22 protein-coding genes and 2 tRNA genes are annotated in these 16905 nt (G+C 36.3%); 11 read left to right on the forward strand and 13 right to left on the reverse strand.

What is annotated here, in order from left to right; genetic code table 11:
• Positions 1 to 64: 64 nt before the first annotated feature.
• The 7 genes from trmB (at position 65) to KRODI_RS07370 (ending at position 4776) form a co-directional block, all read left to right on the forward strand.
• On the forward strand, positions 65 to 739 hold the full coding sequence (trmB, locus tag KRODI_RS07340; protein ID WP_013750960.1) for a tRNA (guanosine(46)-N7)-methyltransferase TrmB: 675 nt from the start codon (positions 65 to 67) through the stop codon (positions 737 to 739).
• A 9-nt stretch (positions 740 to 748) separates the two neighbouring features.
• A complete protein-coding gene (locus KRODI_RS07345; RefSeq protein WP_013750961.1) occupies positions 749 to 1378 on the forward strand; it encodes a LysE family translocator in 630 nt (209 codons plus the stop codon).
• The gene (locus tag KRODI_RS07350; protein WP_013750962.1) at positions 1375 to 1725 is read left to right on the forward strand and encodes an MGMT family protein; all 351 of its coding nucleotides are present in this window, start codon (positions 1375 to 1377) and stop codon (positions 1723 to 1725) included. The genes KRODI_RS07345 and KRODI_RS07350 overlap by 4 nt, the downstream gene beginning before the upstream one ends.
• Before the next feature lie 168 nt (positions 1726 to 1893).
• Positions 1894 to 3030 (forward strand): Mrp/NBP35 family ATP-binding protein, encoded by a 1137-nt coding sequence (locus KRODI_RS07355; RefSeq protein WP_013750963.1) that lies wholly within the window; start codon positions 1894 to 1896, stop codon positions 3028 to 3030.
• A gap of 2 nt (positions 3031 to 3032) precedes the next feature.
• Positions 3033 to 3275 carry a NifU family protein gene (locus tag KRODI_RS07360; RefSeq protein WP_013750964.1) on the forward strand — a complete coding sequence of 81 codons (243 nt, stop codon included), beginning with the start codon at positions 3033 to 3035 and terminating at the stop codon, positions 3273 to 3275.
• Positions 3276 to 3350: 75 nt separating this feature from the next.
• Positions 3351 to 4403, forward strand: a complete 1053-nt coding sequence (locus KRODI_RS07365) for an NAD(P)/FAD-dependent oxidoreductase (protein ID WP_013750965.1) — start codon at positions 3351 to 3353, stop codon at positions 4401 to 4403.
• A gap of 43 nt (positions 4404 to 4446) precedes the next feature.
• Entirely contained in the window at positions 4447 to 4776 is a 330-nt protein-coding gene (locus KRODI_RS07370; protein WP_013750966.1) for a 2Fe-2S iron-sulfur cluster-binding protein, read from the forward strand.
• A gap of 43 nt (positions 4777 to 4819) precedes the next feature.
• On the opposite strand, the gene KRODI_RS07375 is transcribed toward KRODI_RS07370, so the two are convergent.
• From KRODI_RS07375 to KRODI_RS15095, 4 genes are all read right to left on the reverse strand, one after another.
• The gene (locus KRODI_RS07375; protein ID WP_013750967.1) at positions 4820 to 5716 is read right to left on the reverse strand and encodes a metallophosphoesterase family protein; all 897 of its coding nucleotides are present in this window, start codon (positions 5714 to 5716) and stop codon (positions 4820 to 4822) included.
• A 201-nt stretch (positions 5717 to 5917) separates the two neighbouring features.
• Positions 5918 to 6277 carry a DUF6527 family protein gene (locus tag KRODI_RS15090; protein ID WP_013750968.1) on the reverse strand — a complete coding sequence of 120 codons (360 nt, stop codon included), beginning with the start codon at positions 6275 to 6277 and terminating at the stop codon, positions 5918 to 5920.
• A complete protein-coding gene (locus KRODI_RS07385) occupies positions 6261 to 7634 on the reverse strand; it encodes a HesA/MoeB/ThiF family protein (RefSeq protein WP_013750969.1) in 1374 nt (457 codons plus the stop codon). Before KRODI_RS07385 ends, KRODI_RS15090 begins: the two co-directional genes overlap by 17 nt.
• Positions 7635 to 7640: 6 nt before the next feature.
• On the reverse strand, positions 7641 to 8606 hold the full coding sequence (locus KRODI_RS15095) for a multiubiquitin domain-containing protein (RefSeq protein WP_013750970.1): 966 nt from the start codon (positions 8604 to 8606) through the stop codon (positions 7641 to 7643).
• A gap of 490 nt (positions 8607 to 9096) precedes the next feature.
• Here KRODI_RS15095 and KRODI_RS15100 point away from each other — a divergent pair, with 490 nt between their 5' ends.
• Together KRODI_RS15100 and KRODI_RS07400 are read left to right on the forward strand one after the other, a co-directional pair.
• Positions 9097 to 9444, forward strand: coding sequence for a helix-turn-helix domain-containing protein (locus KRODI_RS15100; protein WP_013750971.1), 348 nt, complete (start codon positions 9097 to 9099; stop codon positions 9442 to 9444).
• Positions 9431 to 9967 (forward strand): ImmA/IrrE family metallo-endopeptidase, encoded by a 537-nt coding sequence (locus KRODI_RS07400; protein ID WP_013750972.1) that lies wholly within the window; start codon positions 9431 to 9433, stop codon positions 9965 to 9967. Before KRODI_RS15100 ends, KRODI_RS07400 begins: the two co-directional genes overlap by 14 nt.
• A gap of 106 nt (positions 9968 to 10073) precedes the next feature.
• On the opposite strand, the gene KRODI_RS07405 is transcribed toward KRODI_RS07400, so the two are convergent.
• Positions 10074 to 10148: transfer RNA gene (locus KRODI_RS07405), tRNA-Pro, on the reverse strand.
• Between the two features lie 137 nt (positions 10149 to 10285).
• Here KRODI_RS07405 and KRODI_RS07410 point away from each other — a divergent pair.
• Positions 10286 to 10732: a hypothetical protein gene (locus KRODI_RS07410; protein WP_041295651.1), complete on the forward strand. Its 447-nt coding sequence runs from the start codon at positions 10286 to 10288 to the stop codon at positions 10730 to 10732.
• Between the two features lie 74 nt (positions 10733 to 10806).
• Positions 10807 to 10881: transfer RNA gene (locus tag KRODI_RS07415), tRNA-Pro, on the forward strand.
• Positions 10882 to 11042: 161 nt separating this feature from the next.
• Here the strand turns inward: KRODI_RS07415 and KRODI_RS07420 are convergent.
• From KRODI_RS07420 to KRODI_RS07455, 8 genes are all read right to left on the reverse strand, one after another.
• Positions 11043 to 11981 (reverse strand): DUF3078 domain-containing protein, encoded by a 939-nt coding sequence (locus tag KRODI_RS07420; protein ID WP_013750974.1) that lies wholly within the window; start codon positions 11979 to 11981, stop codon positions 11043 to 11045.
• 153 nt (positions 11982 to 12134) lie between these two features.
• Positions 12135 to 13091 (reverse strand): DUF3078 domain-containing protein, encoded by a 957-nt coding sequence (locus KRODI_RS07425; protein WP_013750975.1) that lies wholly within the window; start codon positions 13089 to 13091, stop codon positions 12135 to 12137.
• A 65-nt stretch (positions 13092 to 13156) separates the two neighbouring features.
• Positions 13157 to 13666: a DUF2480 family protein gene (locus KRODI_RS07430; protein ID WP_013750976.1), complete on the reverse strand. Its 510-nt coding sequence runs from the start codon at positions 13664 to 13666 to the stop codon at positions 13157 to 13159.
• Between the two features lie 64 nt (positions 13667 to 13730).
• Entirely contained in the window at positions 13731 to 14048 is a 318-nt protein-coding gene (locus tag KRODI_RS07435) for a DUF59 domain-containing protein (protein WP_013750977.1), read from the reverse strand.
• 87 nt (positions 14049 to 14135) lie between these two features.
• A complete protein-coding gene (locus KRODI_RS07440) occupies positions 14136 to 14561 on the reverse strand; it encodes a SufE family protein (RefSeq protein ID WP_013750978.1) in 426 nt (141 codons plus the stop codon).
• Between the two features lie 2 nt (positions 14562 to 14563).
• Entirely contained in the window at positions 14564 to 14992 is a 429-nt protein-coding gene (locus KRODI_RS07445) for an META domain-containing protein (RefSeq protein WP_013750979.1), read from the reverse strand.
• 43 nt (positions 14993 to 15035) lie between these two features.
• A complete protein-coding gene (locus KRODI_RS07450; protein WP_049783438.1) occupies positions 15036 to 15512 on the reverse strand; it encodes a GNAT family N-acetyltransferase in 477 nt (158 codons plus the stop codon).
• Between the two features lie 107 nt (positions 15513 to 15619).
• Complete coding sequence (locus KRODI_RS07455) at positions 15620 to 16834, reverse strand: aminotransferase class V-fold PLP-dependent enzyme (protein WP_013750981.1); 1215 nt, start codon at positions 16832 to 16834, stop codon at positions 15620 to 15622.
• Between the last annotated feature and the right edge of the window lie 71 nt (positions 16835 to 16905).

The following is a 16905-nucleotide window of genomic DNA, read 5'->3' on the forward strand; positions in this document are numbered from 1 at the left end:
CAAATATCTAACTCTTCTAACTACTAAAAGTTTCCTTAATTTTACCAAAACATTAAATATACCTGTGGGAAGTAAAAATAAGCTTAAGCGTTTTAGAGAAAATGAGACATTTTCAAATGTAGTACAACCTACAAGAGAAGAACTCGTAGATGGTACATTCCCATTAAAGGGTAAATGGAATAAAGATTTTTTTAAGAATGACAACCCTATTGTGGTCGAGCTAGGCTGTGGTAAGGGGGAATATTCTGTGGGTCTTGCACAATCATATCCAGATAAAAACTTTGTAGGTATTGACATCAAAGGTGCCCGTTTTTGGAGAGGAGCAAAAACCGCTATCGAAGATAACTTGACTAACGTAGGTTTTATGCGTACGCAAATTGAGTTGATAGAGCACGCTTTCGCGAAAGCGGAAATAGATGAAATATGGATTACTTTTCCAGATCCTCAAATTAAGTACAAGCGTACAAAACACAGAATGACTAATACGGAGTTTCTCCAAAAGTATAAGCGTGTGCTTAAACCAGATGGGTGTGTAAACTTAAAAACCGACTCTGAGTTTATGCATGGTTATACCTTAGGACTACTTCACGGTGAAGGTCACGAGATTTTAGAGGCAAATCATAATGTATACAAGAATGAATATTCTCCAAAGGAAGTGGTAGGTATTCAAACTTTTTACGAAAAACAATATCTAGAACAAGGAAAACCAATTACTTATATTAAATTTAGAGTTAAGTAAACGCTAGCCTTGGAGATAACAAAACTCTTCTTAATCACATTCTTTGCTGCTTTAGCAGGAGTTATACCTCCTGGTCTAATCAATATGTCGGTTGCAAAAACTTGCGTAGAGCGTGGTCGTAATAATGGATTGCTAGTCGCTATAGGTGCTTCGTTTATTGTTATTATACAAGCACTTATTGCGGTATTACTAGCTAAATATATTTTTGGCAATCCATTTGTACAGAATATGTTATTAAGAACAGGACTTGTAATCTTCTTGATTATGGCAGTGTTCTTCTTTATGAAGGCAAAGCGTGGTAAGGTTCCTAAAGTCAAGCTTTCTAAAAATAGAGGAATCAAGAGTCTTGGTAAAGGGATGATGATTTCGGCGCTTAATATTTTACCTATACCTTATTTCTGTGCATTAGGAGCTGCATTAAATGTGAGTGGTAAGGTAGAATATGATATTGTTGCTATTGCCTTTTTTGTGCTAGCAGCGGCACTTGGTACTTTTACAGCATTATATTTTTATGTGATATTTTTTGCGAGAATTCAAAATAGGGCAACCACGTTTACAAAGTATTCTAATTACTTTATGGCGTGTCTCATGGTGATACTCATGATCATCACACTGATAAGAACCATTTACTTCGAATGAATTACGCTCCAAAAACCGAAAACTTTTTTACAAAAGTCTATGCTGTCGCAGCCCAAATACCTTATGGTCGTGTAACCAGTTATGGGGCTATTGCAAAGTACCTAGGAGCTGCTAGAAGCAGCCGTATGGTAGGTTGGGCAATGAATGGTTCACATATACATAGTGAAGTACCTGCTCATAGAGTTGTAAATCGTGTGGGACTACTTACCGGTAAGCATCATTTTCCGCAAACTAACCTCATGCAGCAGCTGCTGGAAAATGAAGGAGTAGAAGTGGTAGATGATAAAATTGTGGCTTTTAAAAAACACTTTTGGGATCCTAGTACGGAGTTGTCTCAAGACTTATGAAACTTGAGAGAGAACCTTTAAAATTCAATGTATTATTTAAGGATTAATTAAACTTGAAATGTCAAATTATTTGAAATTTCAAAGGTTGGAATATACCTCCTTGCGGTTGTATCTTTGCATTTAGAATCAATCTAATTAGAGATTATTCAGAATTGCTTAAACACGACAATGAAACTACAAAAAAACGATATTCTTGAGGCTTTAAAAACCATAACAGCTCCAGGTGCTGGAGAAAATATGGTAGATAGTGGTGCTGTTACAAATGTACTTACATTTGGTGATGAGGTGATAGTAGATATTACTATCAATAACCCAACACTACAAGCACGTAAAAAAGCAGAGGTTGATATTATGAAAACCATACAGGATAAAGTGTTTGCAAAAGCACAAGTGAAGGTTAATGTAAAAGTCAATGCACCAGCCAAAGATGAAAGTAACGAGATAAAAGGAAAGGATATTCCTGGTATTAAAAATATTGTAGCTATTGCTTCTGGAAAAGGAGGTGTAGGTAAATCTACAGTAACATCAAATATCGCAGTAACACTTGCAAAGATGGGATTCAAAGTAGGAATTCTAGATGCAGATATTTACGGTCCTTCTGTCCCTATTATGTTTGACGTAGCAAACGAGAGACCACTTTCTGTTACTGTAGATGGGAAGTCAAAAATGAAGCCTGTAGAGAGCTACGGAGTAAAAGTACTTTCAATCGGATTTTTTACTAAGCCAGATCAAGCAGTAATCTGGAGAGGACCTATGGCGGCAAAAGCTTTAAATCAAATGATTTTTGATGCTGCTTGGGGAGAACTAGATTTCTTACTGCTAGACCTTCCTCCAGGAACTGGAGATATACACTTGAGTATTATGCAATCACTACCTATCACAGGTGCTGTAGTTGTAAGTACACCACAAAATGTGGCACTTGCAGATGCAAAGAAAGGTGTAGCAATGTTTCAACAAGAGAGTATCAATGTACCAGTCCTTGGTATCGTAGAGAACATGGCTTATTTCACACCAGATGAGTTACCAGACAATAAATACTACATCTTTGGAAAAGAAGGAGCAAAACACCTTGCCGAGGATTTAGGAGTGCGCTTGCTAGGGGAGATACCACTGGTACAAAGCATACGAGAAGCTGGAGATGTAGGGCGTCCAGCAGCATTACAAGCGAATACGCCTACAATGCTAGCTTTTGATGAGCTTACTAAAAATGTAGTCGAAGAAACAGTAAGACGTAATAAGAACTTACCTGCAACAGAGGCTATAAAGATTACTACCATGGCAGGTTGTTCTGCTGTAAAGAATTAATTATGACCGGAGCAGAGTTAACCCAGAAAGTAGAAGATGCACTAGAAGAAATTCGCCCTTTTTTACAAAGTGATGGAGGAGATATTACCCTTTTAGGTATAGAAAACGATACTATTGTACGTGTTCAATTACAAGGAGCTTGCGTAGGATGCTCTGTAAATCAAATGACACTTAAAAGTGGCGTGGAGATGACTATAAAAAAGCATGCTCCGCAGATAGAAGAAGTTATTAATGTTAAGGCGTAAGACAGATAAAGGTCATCTTCTTAGATGGAGGATGTATATATTTTTGCTTTCGCGAAAGCGTATTAATAAGAATCAATGATTAAAACAGATATACTCATTATAGGTGCTGGTCCTACAGGGCTTTTTACCGTTTTTGAAGCAGGATTATTAAAGTTAAAATGTCATCTTATTGACGCACTTCCTCAACCAGGAGGGCAGTGTTCTGAGATTTATCCTAAGAAGCCTATTTATGATATTCCTGCATTTCCAGAAGTGCTTGCAGGTGATCTTGTAGATAACTTAATGAAACAAATAGAGCCTTTCCAGCCTGGATTTACACTAGGTGAGCGTGCTCAAACTATAGATAAACAAGAAGACGGCACGTTTATAGTAACCACAAATAAAGGAACAAAACACCACGCGCCTGTAGTTGCAATTGCAGGAGGTCTAGGGAGTTTTGAGCCTCGTAAACCGCCTATTCCTAATATTGCGAGTTACGAAGATATCGGGGTAGAGTATATTATACGAGATCCTGAGTTGTACCGTGACAAGAAAGTGATTGTTGCTGGTGGTGGAGATAGCGCTTTAGACTGGAGTATTTTTCTAGCAGATGTTGCTAGTGAAGTGACGCTAGTGCACCGTCGTAATGAATTCCGTGGTGCTCTTGATAGTGTAGAGAAAGTTCAGGAACTCAAAAATCAAGGACGCATTAAATTAGTCACCCCAGCAGAGGTGGTTGATGTACTAGGGGATGGGCATGTAAACGGAGTGACTATTAAACAAGGTGAAGATACTTTTAATGAGCCTTGTGATCACTTTATACCGCTTTTTGGACTTGCACCAAAACTAGGTCCTATAGGAGACTGGGGACTAGAGATTGAGAAAAATGCTATTAAAGTGGATAACAGTTTAGACTACCAAACGAACATTCCAGGTATTTATGCAATAGGAGATGTAAATACATATCCGGGTAAATTGAAGTTAATCCTTTGTGGTTTTCACGAAGCAACGTTAATGTGTCAGAGTGCTTACCAGCGTATTTTTCCAGATAAACGTTATGTAATGAAGTATACGACCGTAGGTGGAGTAACAGGGTTTGACGGAACAAAGAAAGAAGCTCCTAAAGCTGTAGTTAAAGCAATAGACTAGCAATAGGTGAATCTTATAAGTATTACAGTATAAATCGCTATCCATGACAGATATTAAAATTACAATCACAGATCGCGATGGCGTTGCTCACGAGATTGATGCCCCTACAGATATGAATATGAACTTAATGGAGGTTGTGCGCTCTTATGAGCTCGCTCCAGAAGGTACCATAGGTATTTGTGGAGGTATGGCGATGTGTGCTTCTTGCCAGTGTTATGTTGAGAGTGATCACGTGTTGCCAGAGATGAGTGATGATGAGGAAGCAATGCTTGCAGAAGCCTTTCATGTAGAGGATAATAGCCGTTTAGGTTGCCAGCTTCATATACATCGAGATATGGATGGATTACGAGTAACACTTGCGCCAGAGGAGTAGAACTAAATTATTTTATTAAAAACTATATTGAGGGATTATAAAACTAGCTAGTTTTATAATCCCTTATTTTTTGAGGTCCTTCCAGTAGCACGCGATTTACATGCAGGTGGCCTTCTTCTGTGGTAGTAATATGCCATTTTATAAGAGAGATAGCGCCATTTTCTATTTCTAAGCCTGTGATACTACGCGGATGAACACAACTACCATCATTAAAAAAAGCAATATCTCCCGGTTCTGGAAATCGAGGTCTATGTGTATGCCCTACTATGGTGAGTAGATTATTGTTTTCTGTAATCCACTTTTTAATACGTCGCTCTACTTTTATGAGCTCTTTGTAATTTTTTGCAGGACTCGTAGGATCAGAGATGCCAAATATTTGAAGTGGTTTCCATAAGATTCTAACGAGAAACCTATTAAAGCGCCACCCATGATAATTGAACCAGTCGGCTTGATGACCATGGCATAAAAAGAGTTCTTGAGCACTTTCCTGATGTTTTAATATCAATGCCTCATGATACTCTAGATTTTTAAACAAAATCTCTTCTCTGCCATCCTTAGGATCAAAATAAGTGCTCAAATGTTTTTGAACGTAGTTCTTATCGCGATATACCATATCGTGATTTCCCCAGATGAGGTGAAGTCGTTTTTCAAAGTGAAACTTCTGCAGTAATGTATAGACATTTTTATGGGCACGTAAGATGCTTTCAAAGGAGCTGTTTTCCCATAGCTCATCTCCATCCCCTAGCTCGCAATAAGTAAATCCTTCTTTATAATAATGTTTTAACGCGTGGTAATAGATATTCTCATTTCGCGCAAAATCATCGGCAAAGCTTTTGTCTCCGCGGTGACAGTCGGAAAAGAAAACTAGTTTATCGGCATCAGAAAATGGTATTTCCTTTGCTGCTTTGTAAGCTCTGTCTAAACGCTGTCTTGTATTCACAGGTTAAATATCTTAAAAAAGACTGAGATTAATAGGGTTGAGAGGAGTACGCTTTCGCGAAAGCGTAAAATAAATACGTCCTATCTATTTTATGTCGGGTAGAGATGGGTATCTCACTTTAAACAAATTGAGACACGTCAATTTACTTGTAAAAAAACTCGACAAACTATGAAGCTTACCGAGTTTTATTTGTAATCTATTCTATTCAGCCCAAACAATCAGGCCACTCCTCAACCAAAAATGACTTTCACAATTCTTAGTCCTCCAAATCGAAGGGTAAATCGAAGGTTCTTCTTCATTTGTTGTCAATTTCCAACAAGGGTTGACATCATCCATTAGATTTAATGTAATTACATCTTCACATCCACAAGGGCACTGTAATTTTGCATACCAGTAATCTTTTGACTTAACATTACATTCCACATAAATGATATTTTTATCAATAAACTCTGGAAACTCACTCGTATAATGCACATTAAATCCTCTTTTTGAAGTGACTGTAGCCTCTTTACTTAAAAGTTTCGATAGCCATGATATGAATTTCTTAAATAATTGCCTCATTCGTTTTGTTTTGAGAATTACCTAAACCTATATTGCTTAAATGCCAATCATCTTTAGTAGCGCATATAGGATACGAGCTTAAATCCCAATCGGTAAGATTGACAACAGTATGTCTGTAACGAGAGTTATCATTATAACGAAACATATGGATTCTACCTAACATTTCATTTACCGCAAGGGAAGAGTAAACACTATTTACACTAATCACAGCTGGACTACTCACTTCAATATTTTCAAAATATACTCGCCTATTCTCATATTCATCTCTAGCTATTCTCTTCATAACCTCTGCACTAAGCATATCCCAAGAATACACACCTCTCTCTTCGAGGGTTTGATAGCCAGGAGTCAAGTAATGTATATTCCCAATTATAGAGTCAACATTTCCTTTACCGTCCGCAACAAGTTTGACACCAACATCGATAACAGGTACAAGATATGCAGTTGAAATAAGGTTCAGATAATGCCTTCCTTCAATAGAATCAACACAGCCAAATATGACATCACAAGTACTTAACTCTTCAAGTGCTTTTTCACTTTCTTGAAAAACACAAGGGTATGTAATAACGTGAGTTCCTATATTTACTTCAGTTATATGCCTTTGTAAGACATCTACTTTTAATTTCTCATCTACTGCATCTGTCTTGCGAGAAGATATTATTCTATTTAAGTTCTCTTGTCCTACAGTGTCAGGGTCAGCGAGTACTATTGTACCAGCTCCCAATCTCATTAGCATCTCCGCAATAGGACTACCAGTTCCAGAGACTCCTATTATTCCGATCTTCATATCCCTAAGAATACGTGTCGTATGATTTCCAAATGTTTGAGAATTCCTTTCAAATGCTAGAGGAGTTTTACTGTTTTGAGTTTCCCAGTAAAACTTTATGTCATTACCAACAATTGTAAAGCGTTTTACAGAAGAAAAATCTAAGTCACTAGATATAATTCGTCCTTTTAATGACCCGTCAGGGTACATAATTACGCTAGCTTGAGGCGTATCAGAATCTAACCACCCAAAAACTGATTCAAAAAAATCTCTATCTGATATATCATCAAAGGATGAAAAATTAGAATCTTGAATGAAATGTGAGTGAATTTTAATTATACTTAAGTTCTTGGAAAGGGCTTTTTCTAATACACCTTCTACATCAATTGTTTTCCAATTAACTCTATCTTGTGTTCGCACACAATTATCATAAGGCAGTAAGCAGGTTTCGTGAGCAAGCAAATAATTAATTCCTGATTGATCCGACTTTCCACAAAGCACAAATGCAACAGCTTCCAAACCATCTCCGTTGTGAAGATGGTTCTTTAGCTCTTGATGCATTTTTTGTGTCATTTTTATATGCATCTCCATAATGGCTTAACGTTTTTTGAATTCTGCCTTAAGGCAGCTAATCATTAAATCAATATGTGATTCCACATCGTCGTTTTGGGGATCCCACTTATTATTTGCGGTTCTATGTCGTGACCATTGCTGATATGTTTTACCGTCAATAATACGATTACTCAATGCTCCAATGTGCTTGCCATCGGCACGCGCCAATGGCGGATTAAAATAAATCATATCTAGCTGGGCTTTTGGGTAATGTGGGGGTATCATTATTATCGCTTCAGCCTCTTTAACGTTATAACCTTCAGGTATATCAAAATTTGTGACCCTTAACCAGTTTAAGTTCTGGTAATTTAAAAGAGCGACCTCAAATTTAAATCCTTTTAAAAAAGAAATATCCGATTCAGTCAAAACCCCATTAGTAGTTGTTCCAGTTAGGTATCCTTCAGTACAATCAAGAGCTTCAACAACAAACCTCTCTACACCACATTTTGTAAGGTCGATAATTTGACCATCCTTAAGAATAGGCTTACCGTTTTTAGTAAACATTCTCACTCTATGAGTTTTAGGGTCTTTATCTACAAGAGCTAAAATCTCCTCTCGGGATATTTCTTCCTGACGAACAGAATACTTTTCTCTGTTAATCTTTAGAACATACTCGTAAGTAATGAAGGGTTCGGTGCCAGCGCAATAGCATTCTTGTATATCTATACTAGCTTGCTCATAAGGACGTATTATGAATCTCTCTATACCACATTCAGTTAGGTCTATTTTTACATTTGGACCAATCAAATCTCGACCCTTAGAAGTTACCATTCTTATGAAATGAGTATCCTTATTGGTTCCAAAAAGTTCGTGTAAGTCGTCACCTTCTATTATAGGCTCCTTGGTCTTAAATTCGTCATTGTTTATTTCGAAAGCATATTCGAAAGCTATTGCTGGTTTTATGCCTTTACGAAAGCAGTCTTTTAAATTAGTTATGTTAATCTTCTTCATAATGTAATATTTATTTGTGTTGCACTCCTTTTAAGTTTAAAAGAGTGGTATTCTTAAAAAATTCACTTTAGAACTCACTCTATCGCGATCGCTTCTTTGGAGTTCTTGGCCTACAATAAGGCAGTAGCTTATAAGCTACGATGGAAGCAGTTGGTTAAATAAGGCGGACTAATTCATAGTTAATTGGTTATAAAACCAACTAGAAAGACAACACTTGTGCAATTAAAGAAGAATATGTACTTTTGTAGAACGATAAAACAAAAGAATTCTTTTGGGATCCGACCCCCTAGAATTCATCAACATTGAACAAATCAGGTAGTCTTTCTATCTGATTTTTTCTATTTATAAAAGATTGATTTTCTTTAAACCAATCATTACTACAAATATACGAAAAAATATTGGATATAAACAAATTGATAAATTTTTTTAAAATGTTTACGACATAAACATAATATATATTATATTTACTTGCTTAGTTTAAAGTATACCAATGGATAACGATACTTTCTTATATGAGTATTTAGGCGGCAACATCAAGAATTTAAGAAAATCGAGAAAATTAAGTCAGGAAGAATTGGCTTCTTTTATATCATTAAGTAGATCCTCTGTTGCTAATATTGAATCTGGATATCACCAGCCCTCAATTCACGTAATTTACCAAATAGCTGTTGTTCTTGAATGTAAAATAACTGAATTACTACCTTCTATAGATAGTTATAAAAAATCTAAAGTTGAAATCGATGAAAAGTTTTCAGAAATCTTAGATTCCTTACCAAACAAAATGAGTAAAAAAAACTTAACGTTTCTCAAATCTATAATTACAGATGACGAAGAATAATTGGTTTACGGATAGTCAAAATAAAGCTTTTCAAATTCTTAAAGAATTAAATTTGCTTAAGACACCTATTGATGTATTTGAAGTAGCGAGTCGTCTTGGAATATCTATTGTTGAACAAGATTTAGATGATGATGTTTCTGGCTTTCTAGTAAGGAAAGACAATAAAAATATTATCGGGCTAAATAGAAATCAACACGTTGTTAGACAGAGGTTTACGGTTTCTCACGAAATCGGGCATTTTAGCCTCCACGTCGAAAAGCCACTTTTTGTAGACTTTTTTAAGGGCTCAAAATTATATAGGAGCACCACTCAGCCTAGTGATAGACAAATGGAAAAAGAGGCAAATGCTTTTGCGGCTTCTCTATTAATGCCGAAACCTCTTCTTAAAAAAGAGTTAGGTAAACTTTCTGAGGATATATCTTATGAAAAGAAATTAAAGACTCTAAGCGATCTTTTTAGAGTAAGTCAACAAGCTATGGATTATAGATTGAAATCTCTGGGATATTACGATTATGGTTTTTAAACCAGTAGCAGTTTGTAATTGTAAAATTTCACCTTACAGAAATCTTACATATTTTTTATTCAAGAATCTCAACTAATTAAAAAAAATTAGTTGAGATTTTTTTATGTCGGGTAGAGAGGATTCGAACCTCCGATCTCTGGTCCCCCAGACCAGCACTTTAACCGGACTAAGCTACTACCCGTTTTTATGCGCGTAAATATAATAAAGCGTAATCATTAGGGAAATAGCTAGGTTCAAAAAAGATCTCAATGCATATCTTATTAATTTTTTTGTACCTTAAAGTGTTGAAAAATAAATTATTAACTAAACCCAAATATTATGAAAACACTAATGATGCTTTGCTTTTATGTGATGGGTGCTACACTTTTAACAAGTGATGGATTGAATACTGATGAACCTGCTATGATCTTAGAAGGCGTGTGGGAATTAGAAAACCAGCAGATGTATGAAAACGGGATGCTCTCAGAAATGTTGCCCAATGAGAATGGCTATAGGCAGGTGAAGATGTATAGTAAAGGAAAAGTAATGTGGACTCGCAACGATCCTTCAGATAGTAATGAATGGTTTGGCTATGGTACATATAGTGTGTCAGACGGTTTTCTCGAGGAGCGACTAGAGTATGCTTCTGGGCCTATGATGAATATAGTAGATACGACTCAAATTTTTAGATTTGAGCTAGTGATGGGGGCAAATAGTTACCAGCAAATACAGCTAGACGAAGATGGAAATAGAACAGAAGGCGAGAGTTATATAAGAATAGAGTAAAATTTAAAATTATTGATTAATAAAGTTTGTGATTATATATTAGATTTTATTATATTTGCACCCCGTTAAATACTCGGGGTATAGCGTAGCCCGGTTATCGCGCCTCGTTTGGGACGAGGAGGTCGCAAGTTCGAATCTTGCTACCCCGACAAAAACCAGCCTTTTTAGGCTGGTTTTTTCATTTTAAAAGGTTTTGGGTATTTATAATCTTTTATATTATGAAGTTGCTACAAAGCAAAAATGCGAGCCTGTAAGGGCTCGCATTTTTATTATGTATCATTAGCCTTTAAGCTAGTAGTATTGCAATTATTTAGAATGCATACGTAAGTCCAAGAAGGTAGTATGATTGTATTTGAGAATCTATGCTGTCAAATGTAGGTCTCACTTCTGTAGGTGCAACCTGTGCATCAAATAGTCCTTGTTGGAAAGCAAGGTTTTCTTGTTTGTTTCCTCTTAAACCAAATTCAAAACCAATACCGATTTGGTTCCATAGCTTATAGCTAAAAGAGTTAATCCAAGTAAAGTTTGAGAAGTCGCTAGACTTATAGCTTTGGAAAGCAGATAAGTTAGACTTGAATGCAATTTTACCAATCTGACGAGTATAATCTGCAACAATTTTTGCTCCTAAAGAAGATTCAAAAACAGAATCACCACTACTAAATACAAAATTATAGTTAAGTGGGTGTACCACAACAATAAGATTAGGAATAGGAGTCCATGTAGCACCAACACCTAGATCTAAGTAACCTGGATCGTTAAAGTTATTTAATATCGTAGTTCTGTACTCACCTAATGCAGATACAGCGATCTTGTCAGTTAGTTTGTAACCATATAAAGAAGAAACATTAAAAACATCTGTAGCTTCTTGAAAGCCTTCTTCTTCCTCACCTTCTTCATCAAATTTTACCCATCCTAAGTTTACGCTAAGGCTGTTTCTCCAGAAGTATTTTTCTTCTAGTTTGTTTGCAAAAGCATTACCAGTAATACCTATATTACCTGAAGATACGTTAGGTGCACCTTGAGAATACCAGTTGCTGAATTCAGAGAAATTTCCTCCTATAGTTCCAAATGCTCCATATTTCCATCCTGGAAGGGCATCGATTTGTGCTTGTAAACTATTTACTTCTCCTTGAAGTTTTGCAATTTCTGCTTTCTTAGGAGCTTGTTGCGCCTTTAATTCTTCTTCTGTTTGTGCTTGCGCGCTGATTGTGAGGAGGATAGATGCTCCTAAAACAATAAGTCTTTTCATAATAATAATTCGTTAAGATTTGTAGAACAAAGATATAATTAAATAAAAATTGCTGCCTTTAATCTCAATAAATTAATGTTATGCTCTCTTTATCGATTAAATATGACATTAATCGTGGGCTTATAATTATAGTTTTGTAAAGTGGTGTGCTGTCTAAGATTTCCACTCAAGAAAAGCGTACTTAAGTCCTACTCCAAGTACTTCTCGCACTTGTAAACCGCTCACTGCATTTTCATCATAAATGAGCTGTAGTGCAAGATTAGTTGTGACATACTTATTTACTTGCATGGCAACATTTAGCGTATAATCTAAATCGACATTTTTTACTTTCTCTAGATAATCTGCATACAGATTTAAGGTGTTTTCAAAAACTACATTTTCAAAAAGTTCTTCTTTATAATAAACGCTTAATGATGAACCTAGTTCAAAACGAGTATTTTCATTTGCAGCTACACCAAAGAATGGTTCATATGCTGCTACAGCCATTGGGTCGCTTTCATCTACTCTGGTAAATCTAGATTGGACAAAAATAAGTCTTGAAGTAGCTGGTGCTAAGTTTACTGTAAAGTCATTACTTTTTTTCCAAAGAATACCTGGTCCGGCCTGAATATATGCAGGAGAGAAAGTGTCTGTAATTTCTCTTCTGTCTTGTACAGTGGTAATAATCTCTCCATCATCATCAAGAATATTACGGTCAAAAAATTCATAACCAGGTGCCATTTGTGTTCTAAAGTTAAAAACTCCAGAGTAGTACCAGTTAGATTTATTGATTCTACTACCTACAAGGCTATTTAGTTCTAGTCTGTCTGTAGTTTTACGCACAAATTTTTGATCTTTTGTCGCTGCAAGACCAAGGATAGAAGTGAGTCTAGTATCCCACGTAAGTTTATTGCGTTTATAATTGAGATCCCAGCTTATATTAAAGTTACCAGCGATGTTAGAAGTACCTCCACCTTGCCATTCCTTATTAAAGGCACTTTGGCTAAAAAGTAATTCTGCAAGTCCTTTGCTTTTCCATCCATCAGGAAGAGAATCTTTTTTCTTTGTCTTCGTCTGGGCGACTAGAATGCTACTTGTGGCTAGTAGCAATAAAAAAAGATATGTTCTCATAGGGACTTACTTAAAAATTAAGAGAGTAAATATACACAGGGAGTATATGAATGTCAAGGCAATTTTTAAGCGCGCTTCTTAAAGAGAGGAACGGTAGAGCAAGCTTCTCCAAACATAATACTGCGTGCCACAGGCTGAAGTTTTTCTATAAGCAGTAAATATGCGTTAGGAGGAACTGGTTTATTAGAGCATCCCTTTATTATCAATGGAACACCGTGATAAGGTGTCGTGTCAAGATTTGCAATAGCTGTGGTGTAAAGAATAGTTTCTAGAAGTTCTAGAGATCCTACGATGGTCTTTTGTGCAATATCTTGTAAATGGGTAGAAACAAGCATATATGCCCACGCTGGAACAATAGCATCTGTGCTGCAGTGTAAAGCCACAAATGAGCCCGAATATTGCTGCCAATCGTGATTTTTTATGCTTTCGCGAAACTGGGTTTCACGTAGAATAAATCCTTGGTCCAGCCATTCGGAAATATCTAGTGTTTCTCTCTTTCCTTTGGGATATAAATCTTCCAAATCAAAAGTGATGAGTTTACTCCCGGCGACTCTATTTATGATTTCTTCTGCCATAATAATGTAATTAAAAAGTGATGATGCGTTTTAATCTATAAGTTTAAAACGCATCACAATACTTTTACAACATTCCTAATTCTAGTTTTGCTTCTTCACTCATAAGGTCTTGTGTCCATGGTGGGTCAAATGTGATTTCCACTTCACAATCTTTTACTTCTTTGAGAGATTTTACTTTCTCTTCCACCTCAAGTGGTAATGTTTCGGCTACGGGGCAGTTAGGTGTAGTAAGCGTCATAAGGATTTTGGTATCCATGTCTTCATTTACAAAAACATCATAAATCAAACCTAACTCATAAATATCTACAGGAATTTCTGGATCGTAAATGGTTTTCAGTACTCTTACAATCTTATCTCCTAACTCTTCTGTGTTTACTTCCATATGTATTGTTGTACTGCAATGCAGTCTCTTTTATTTAGTTAATAATGGTGAATTGCATCACATTTTCGCGCAAGCGTAATTTGTAATCTAATTCAGTTGTGTTTGATAAGCTACAGCATATAGCTTTATCTGTTTGATCATGCTCACAAGTCCATTTGCACGGGTAGGAGAGAGGTGATCTTTAAGTCCTATCTCATCTATAAACGAAGTGTCTGCATCTATAATTGCTTGTGGCGGCTGTCCAGAAAAAGCACGTATAAGTATCGCTATGATTCCTTTTGTAATAATCGCATCACTATCTGCAGTAAAGGCAATCTCGCCGTCTGTCATATCTGCGTGTACCCAGACCTTGCTCTGGCAACCTTTTATAATATAATCATCAGTTTTAAACTGATTATCAATCATAGGAAGTGATTTTCCTAAGTCTATCATATACTCATAACGTTGCATCCAGTCTTCAAACATGCTGAACTCATCAACGATTTCATCTTGTATTTCTTTTATACTTGCCATAATTATAGTGCTGTTGAAGTTGCGTTAAAAAGTACTTGATCTTCATTATATAAAGTAAGTGTTCCGTTTTTAAGAGTGTACCTATTTACCTTGATGAGATTTTTAAATACTTTTTTCTCTAAGTCCATAGCTTCTGCAGGACATGCTTTCTTAGTAGATAACGGATCTGTGATATCTAATTTATCCTTAGTAAGGGTAAACGCTGCGTTATAGGAGTTGCATCCAGAAAAACCAGTTATTCTTCTTTTTTGACTTTCTATATTAAAAGTGATTCCTTGTTTTGTAATAGGTGTCTCTTCTATACTCGTAAGTGTGTAGTATCCAGAAAATCTAGGCGCTTTTACATCAGGTTCACTTTCCTTTTTTTCGGTAGCACAGCTACTTAAAAAGAGGCCTATTGCTAAAGCGATTATGTAATATGTGTGTTTCATAGTAAAAGAGTATTTGCAAAGATAGTGCCCAGAAGATTAACTGTCATTCTGTCGAGTCTAGCATTTTATGCATAAACCACATGGGACGATGCTCGTCATGTAATAATGGGAAATCTAATCTTTGTTTTTCTGTCTTTTGATATCCTAGTTTTTTATAAAAACGTTGTGCTTGTGCGTGTTTATCCATCGCATCAAGCCAGATAAGACTGTGTTTTTGAGCTATTGCAACATGCTGTGCATAACTCATTAATGCTCTGCCTACACTTTTACCTTGAACAGAAGGGTCTAGGTAAATACGATGTATTTTAAAACCTTTTTCATAAGCTAGTGGAGGATACTTACAATTTTTAATAAGCTTTAAAATCCCTACTGTCTCATCGTTATAATACACAAAGTAATACATACTATTTGCATCACTAAGCTCTTGTTTTAAGTTTTCCTTACTATAAATCTGATTGAGATACCATGAGCCTTCATCTTTCCAAAAATGCGCATATGCAGATGGATACACCCTTTTCATCAAATTGTATAATCGCTCTTGATCAACTAGGGTGACGGGCGATAATGTGATATGTGAATTTACCTGTATCAATATAACAATGTCTGAAAACGATGTTCTGCTAGATATTACGAGAGCATGGTGACCGCTCGTTTTAATCCAGTTACAAAGGTGTCTATTTCTTCCTTGGTATTATAAAATGAAAAAGAAGCGCGTACCGTTCCTGGTATTTTATAATACTCCATAATAGGTTGTGCACAGTGATGACCTGTGCGTACTGCAATACCTAGTTTATCAAGTATAGTCCCTATGTCATAAGGATGAATATTGCCCACATTAAATGAAATAACGGCGGTTTTGTGTGCAGAAGTACCATAAATTTTGAGACCTTCTATTTCAAGTAATTTCTCTGTTCCGTATTGTAATAGCTCATCTTCATAGCTAGCGATATTATCAAAACCTATGGCATTCATATAATCAAGACCTGCAGCCGTTGCAATTCCTCCACAAATGTTAGGCGTTCCGGCTTCAAATTTGTGAGGTAAACCAGCATAGGTGGTTTTTTCAAAACTTACCTGATCTATCATCTCGCCACCACCTTGATAAGGAGGTAATTTAGTAAGCCATTCTTCTTTTCCGTATAGAATACCCACACCAGTAGGACCGCAAATTTTATGAGCAGAACATACGTAGAAGTCGGCGTCTAGTGCTTGTACATCTGGTTTGATGTGTGGCGTAGCTTGTGCGCCGTCTATAAGAACTGCAGCACCTACTTTATGAGCTTCCTCAATGATGTGCTCTATAGGGTTTATAGTTCCTAATGCGTTAGATACGTGGTTTACAAAGACTAGTTTTAAGTTAGGAGATAACGCTTTCGCGAAAGCGTCCATATCCAGTTCACCACTTTCTGTCTGAGGTATCACTTTAAGGATGGCTCCAGTTTTCTCACAAAGCATCTGCCACGGTACAATATTACTGTGATGCTCTAGAGCCGAAACTAAAACCTCTTCACCTTCTTTAAGTATGGAGGCAAAACCATGTGCTACAAGATTAATGGCATGCGTAGTTCCTGCTGTGAGAATAATCTCGTAAGGTTTTGCAGCGTTAAAATGCTTTTGAATTGTAATACGAGCCTCCTCATAAGCATCTGTTGCTTCCTGAGAAAGTGAGTGTACGCCGCGATGGATATTTGCATTATAGTTTGAGTAGTAGTCTACAATAGCATCTATCACCACTTGTGGTGTTTGTGAAGTGGCGGCATTATCAAAATAAATAAGCGGATTCCCATTGACTTCTCGTTTGAGAATAGGGAAATCTTTGCGTATTTTCTTAACGTCTAGCATAGCATTTTTCTTTGTTACAAAGATACAAACTGGACTACTTTTAGACTACTCCAGTGCGTATTGTGTTTAAA

It is taken from the genome of Dokdonia sp. 4H-3-7-5 (assembly GCF_000212355.1).
GTDB lineage: Bacteria > Bacteroidota > Bacteroidia > Flavobacteriales > Flavobacteriaceae > Dokdonia.

Coding starts and splice junctions, on each gene's coding strand:
- KRODI_RS07350 (WP_013750962.1), top strand. CDS start 1,375: ATGAATTACGCTCCAAAAACCGAAAACTTTTTTACAAAAGTCTATGCT.
- KRODI_RS07355 (WP_013750963.1), top strand. CDS start 1,894: ATGAAACTACAAAAAAACGATATTCTTGAGGCTTTAAAAACCATAACA.
- KRODI_RS07360 (WP_013750964.1), top strand. CDS start 3,033: ATGACCGGAGCAGAGTTAACCCAGAAAGTAGAAGATGCACTAGAAGAA.
- KRODI_RS07365 (WP_013750965.1), top strand. CDS start 3,351: ATGATTAAAACAGATATACTCATTATAGGTGCTGGTCCTACAGGGCTT.
- KRODI_RS07370 (WP_013750966.1), top strand. CDS start 4,447: ATGACAGATATTAAAATTACAATCACAGATCGCGATGGCGTTGCTCAC.
- KRODI_RS15090 (WP_013750968.1), bottom strand. CDS start 6,277: ATGAGGCAATTATTTAAGAAATTCATATCATGGCTATCGAAACTTTTA.
- KRODI_RS07385 (WP_013750969.1), bottom strand. CDS start 7,634: ATGGAGATGCATATAAAAATGACACAAAAAATGCATCAAGAGCTAAAG.
- KRODI_RS15095 (WP_013750970.1), bottom strand. CDS start 8,606: ATGAAGAAGATTAACATAACTAATTTAAAAGACTGCTTTCGTAAAGGC.
- KRODI_RS15100 (WP_013750971.1), top strand. CDS start 9,097: ATGGATAACGATACTTTCTTATATGAGTATTTAGGCGGCAACATCAAG.
- KRODI_RS07400 (WP_013750972.1), top strand. CDS start 9,431: ATGACGAAGAATAATTGGTTTACGGATAGTCAAAATAAAGCTTTTCAA.
- KRODI_RS07410 (WP_041295651.1), top strand. CDS start 10,286: ATGAAAACACTAATGATGCTTTGCTTTTATGTGATGGGTGCTACACTT.
- KRODI_RS07420 (WP_013750974.1), bottom strand. CDS start 11,981: ATGAAAAGACTTATTGTTTTAGGAGCATCTATCCTCCTCACAATCAGC.
- KRODI_RS07425 (WP_013750975.1), bottom strand. CDS start 13,091: ATGAGAACATATCTTTTTTTATTGCTACTAGCCACAAGTAGCATTCTA.
- KRODI_RS07430 (WP_013750976.1), bottom strand. CDS start 13,666: ATGGCAGAAGAAATCATAAATAGAGTCGCCGGGAGTAAACTCATCACT.
- KRODI_RS07435 (WP_013750977.1), bottom strand. CDS start 14,048: ATGGAAGTAAACACAGAAGAGTTAGGAGATAAGATTGTAAGAGTACTG.
- KRODI_RS07440 (WP_013750978.1), bottom strand. CDS start 14,561: ATGGCAAGTATAAAAGAAATACAAGATGAAATCGTTGATGAGTTCAGC.
- KRODI_RS07445 (WP_013750979.1), bottom strand. CDS start 14,992: ATGAAACACACATATTACATAATCGCTTTAGCAATAGGCCTCTTTTTA.
- KRODI_RS07450 (WP_049783438.1), bottom strand. CDS start 15,512: ATGAAAAGGGTGTATCCATCTGCATATGCGCATTTTTGGAAAGATGAA.
- KRODI_RS07455 (WP_013750981.1), bottom strand. CDS start 16,834: ATGCTAGACGTTAAGAAAATACGCAAAGATTTCCCTATTCTCAAACGA.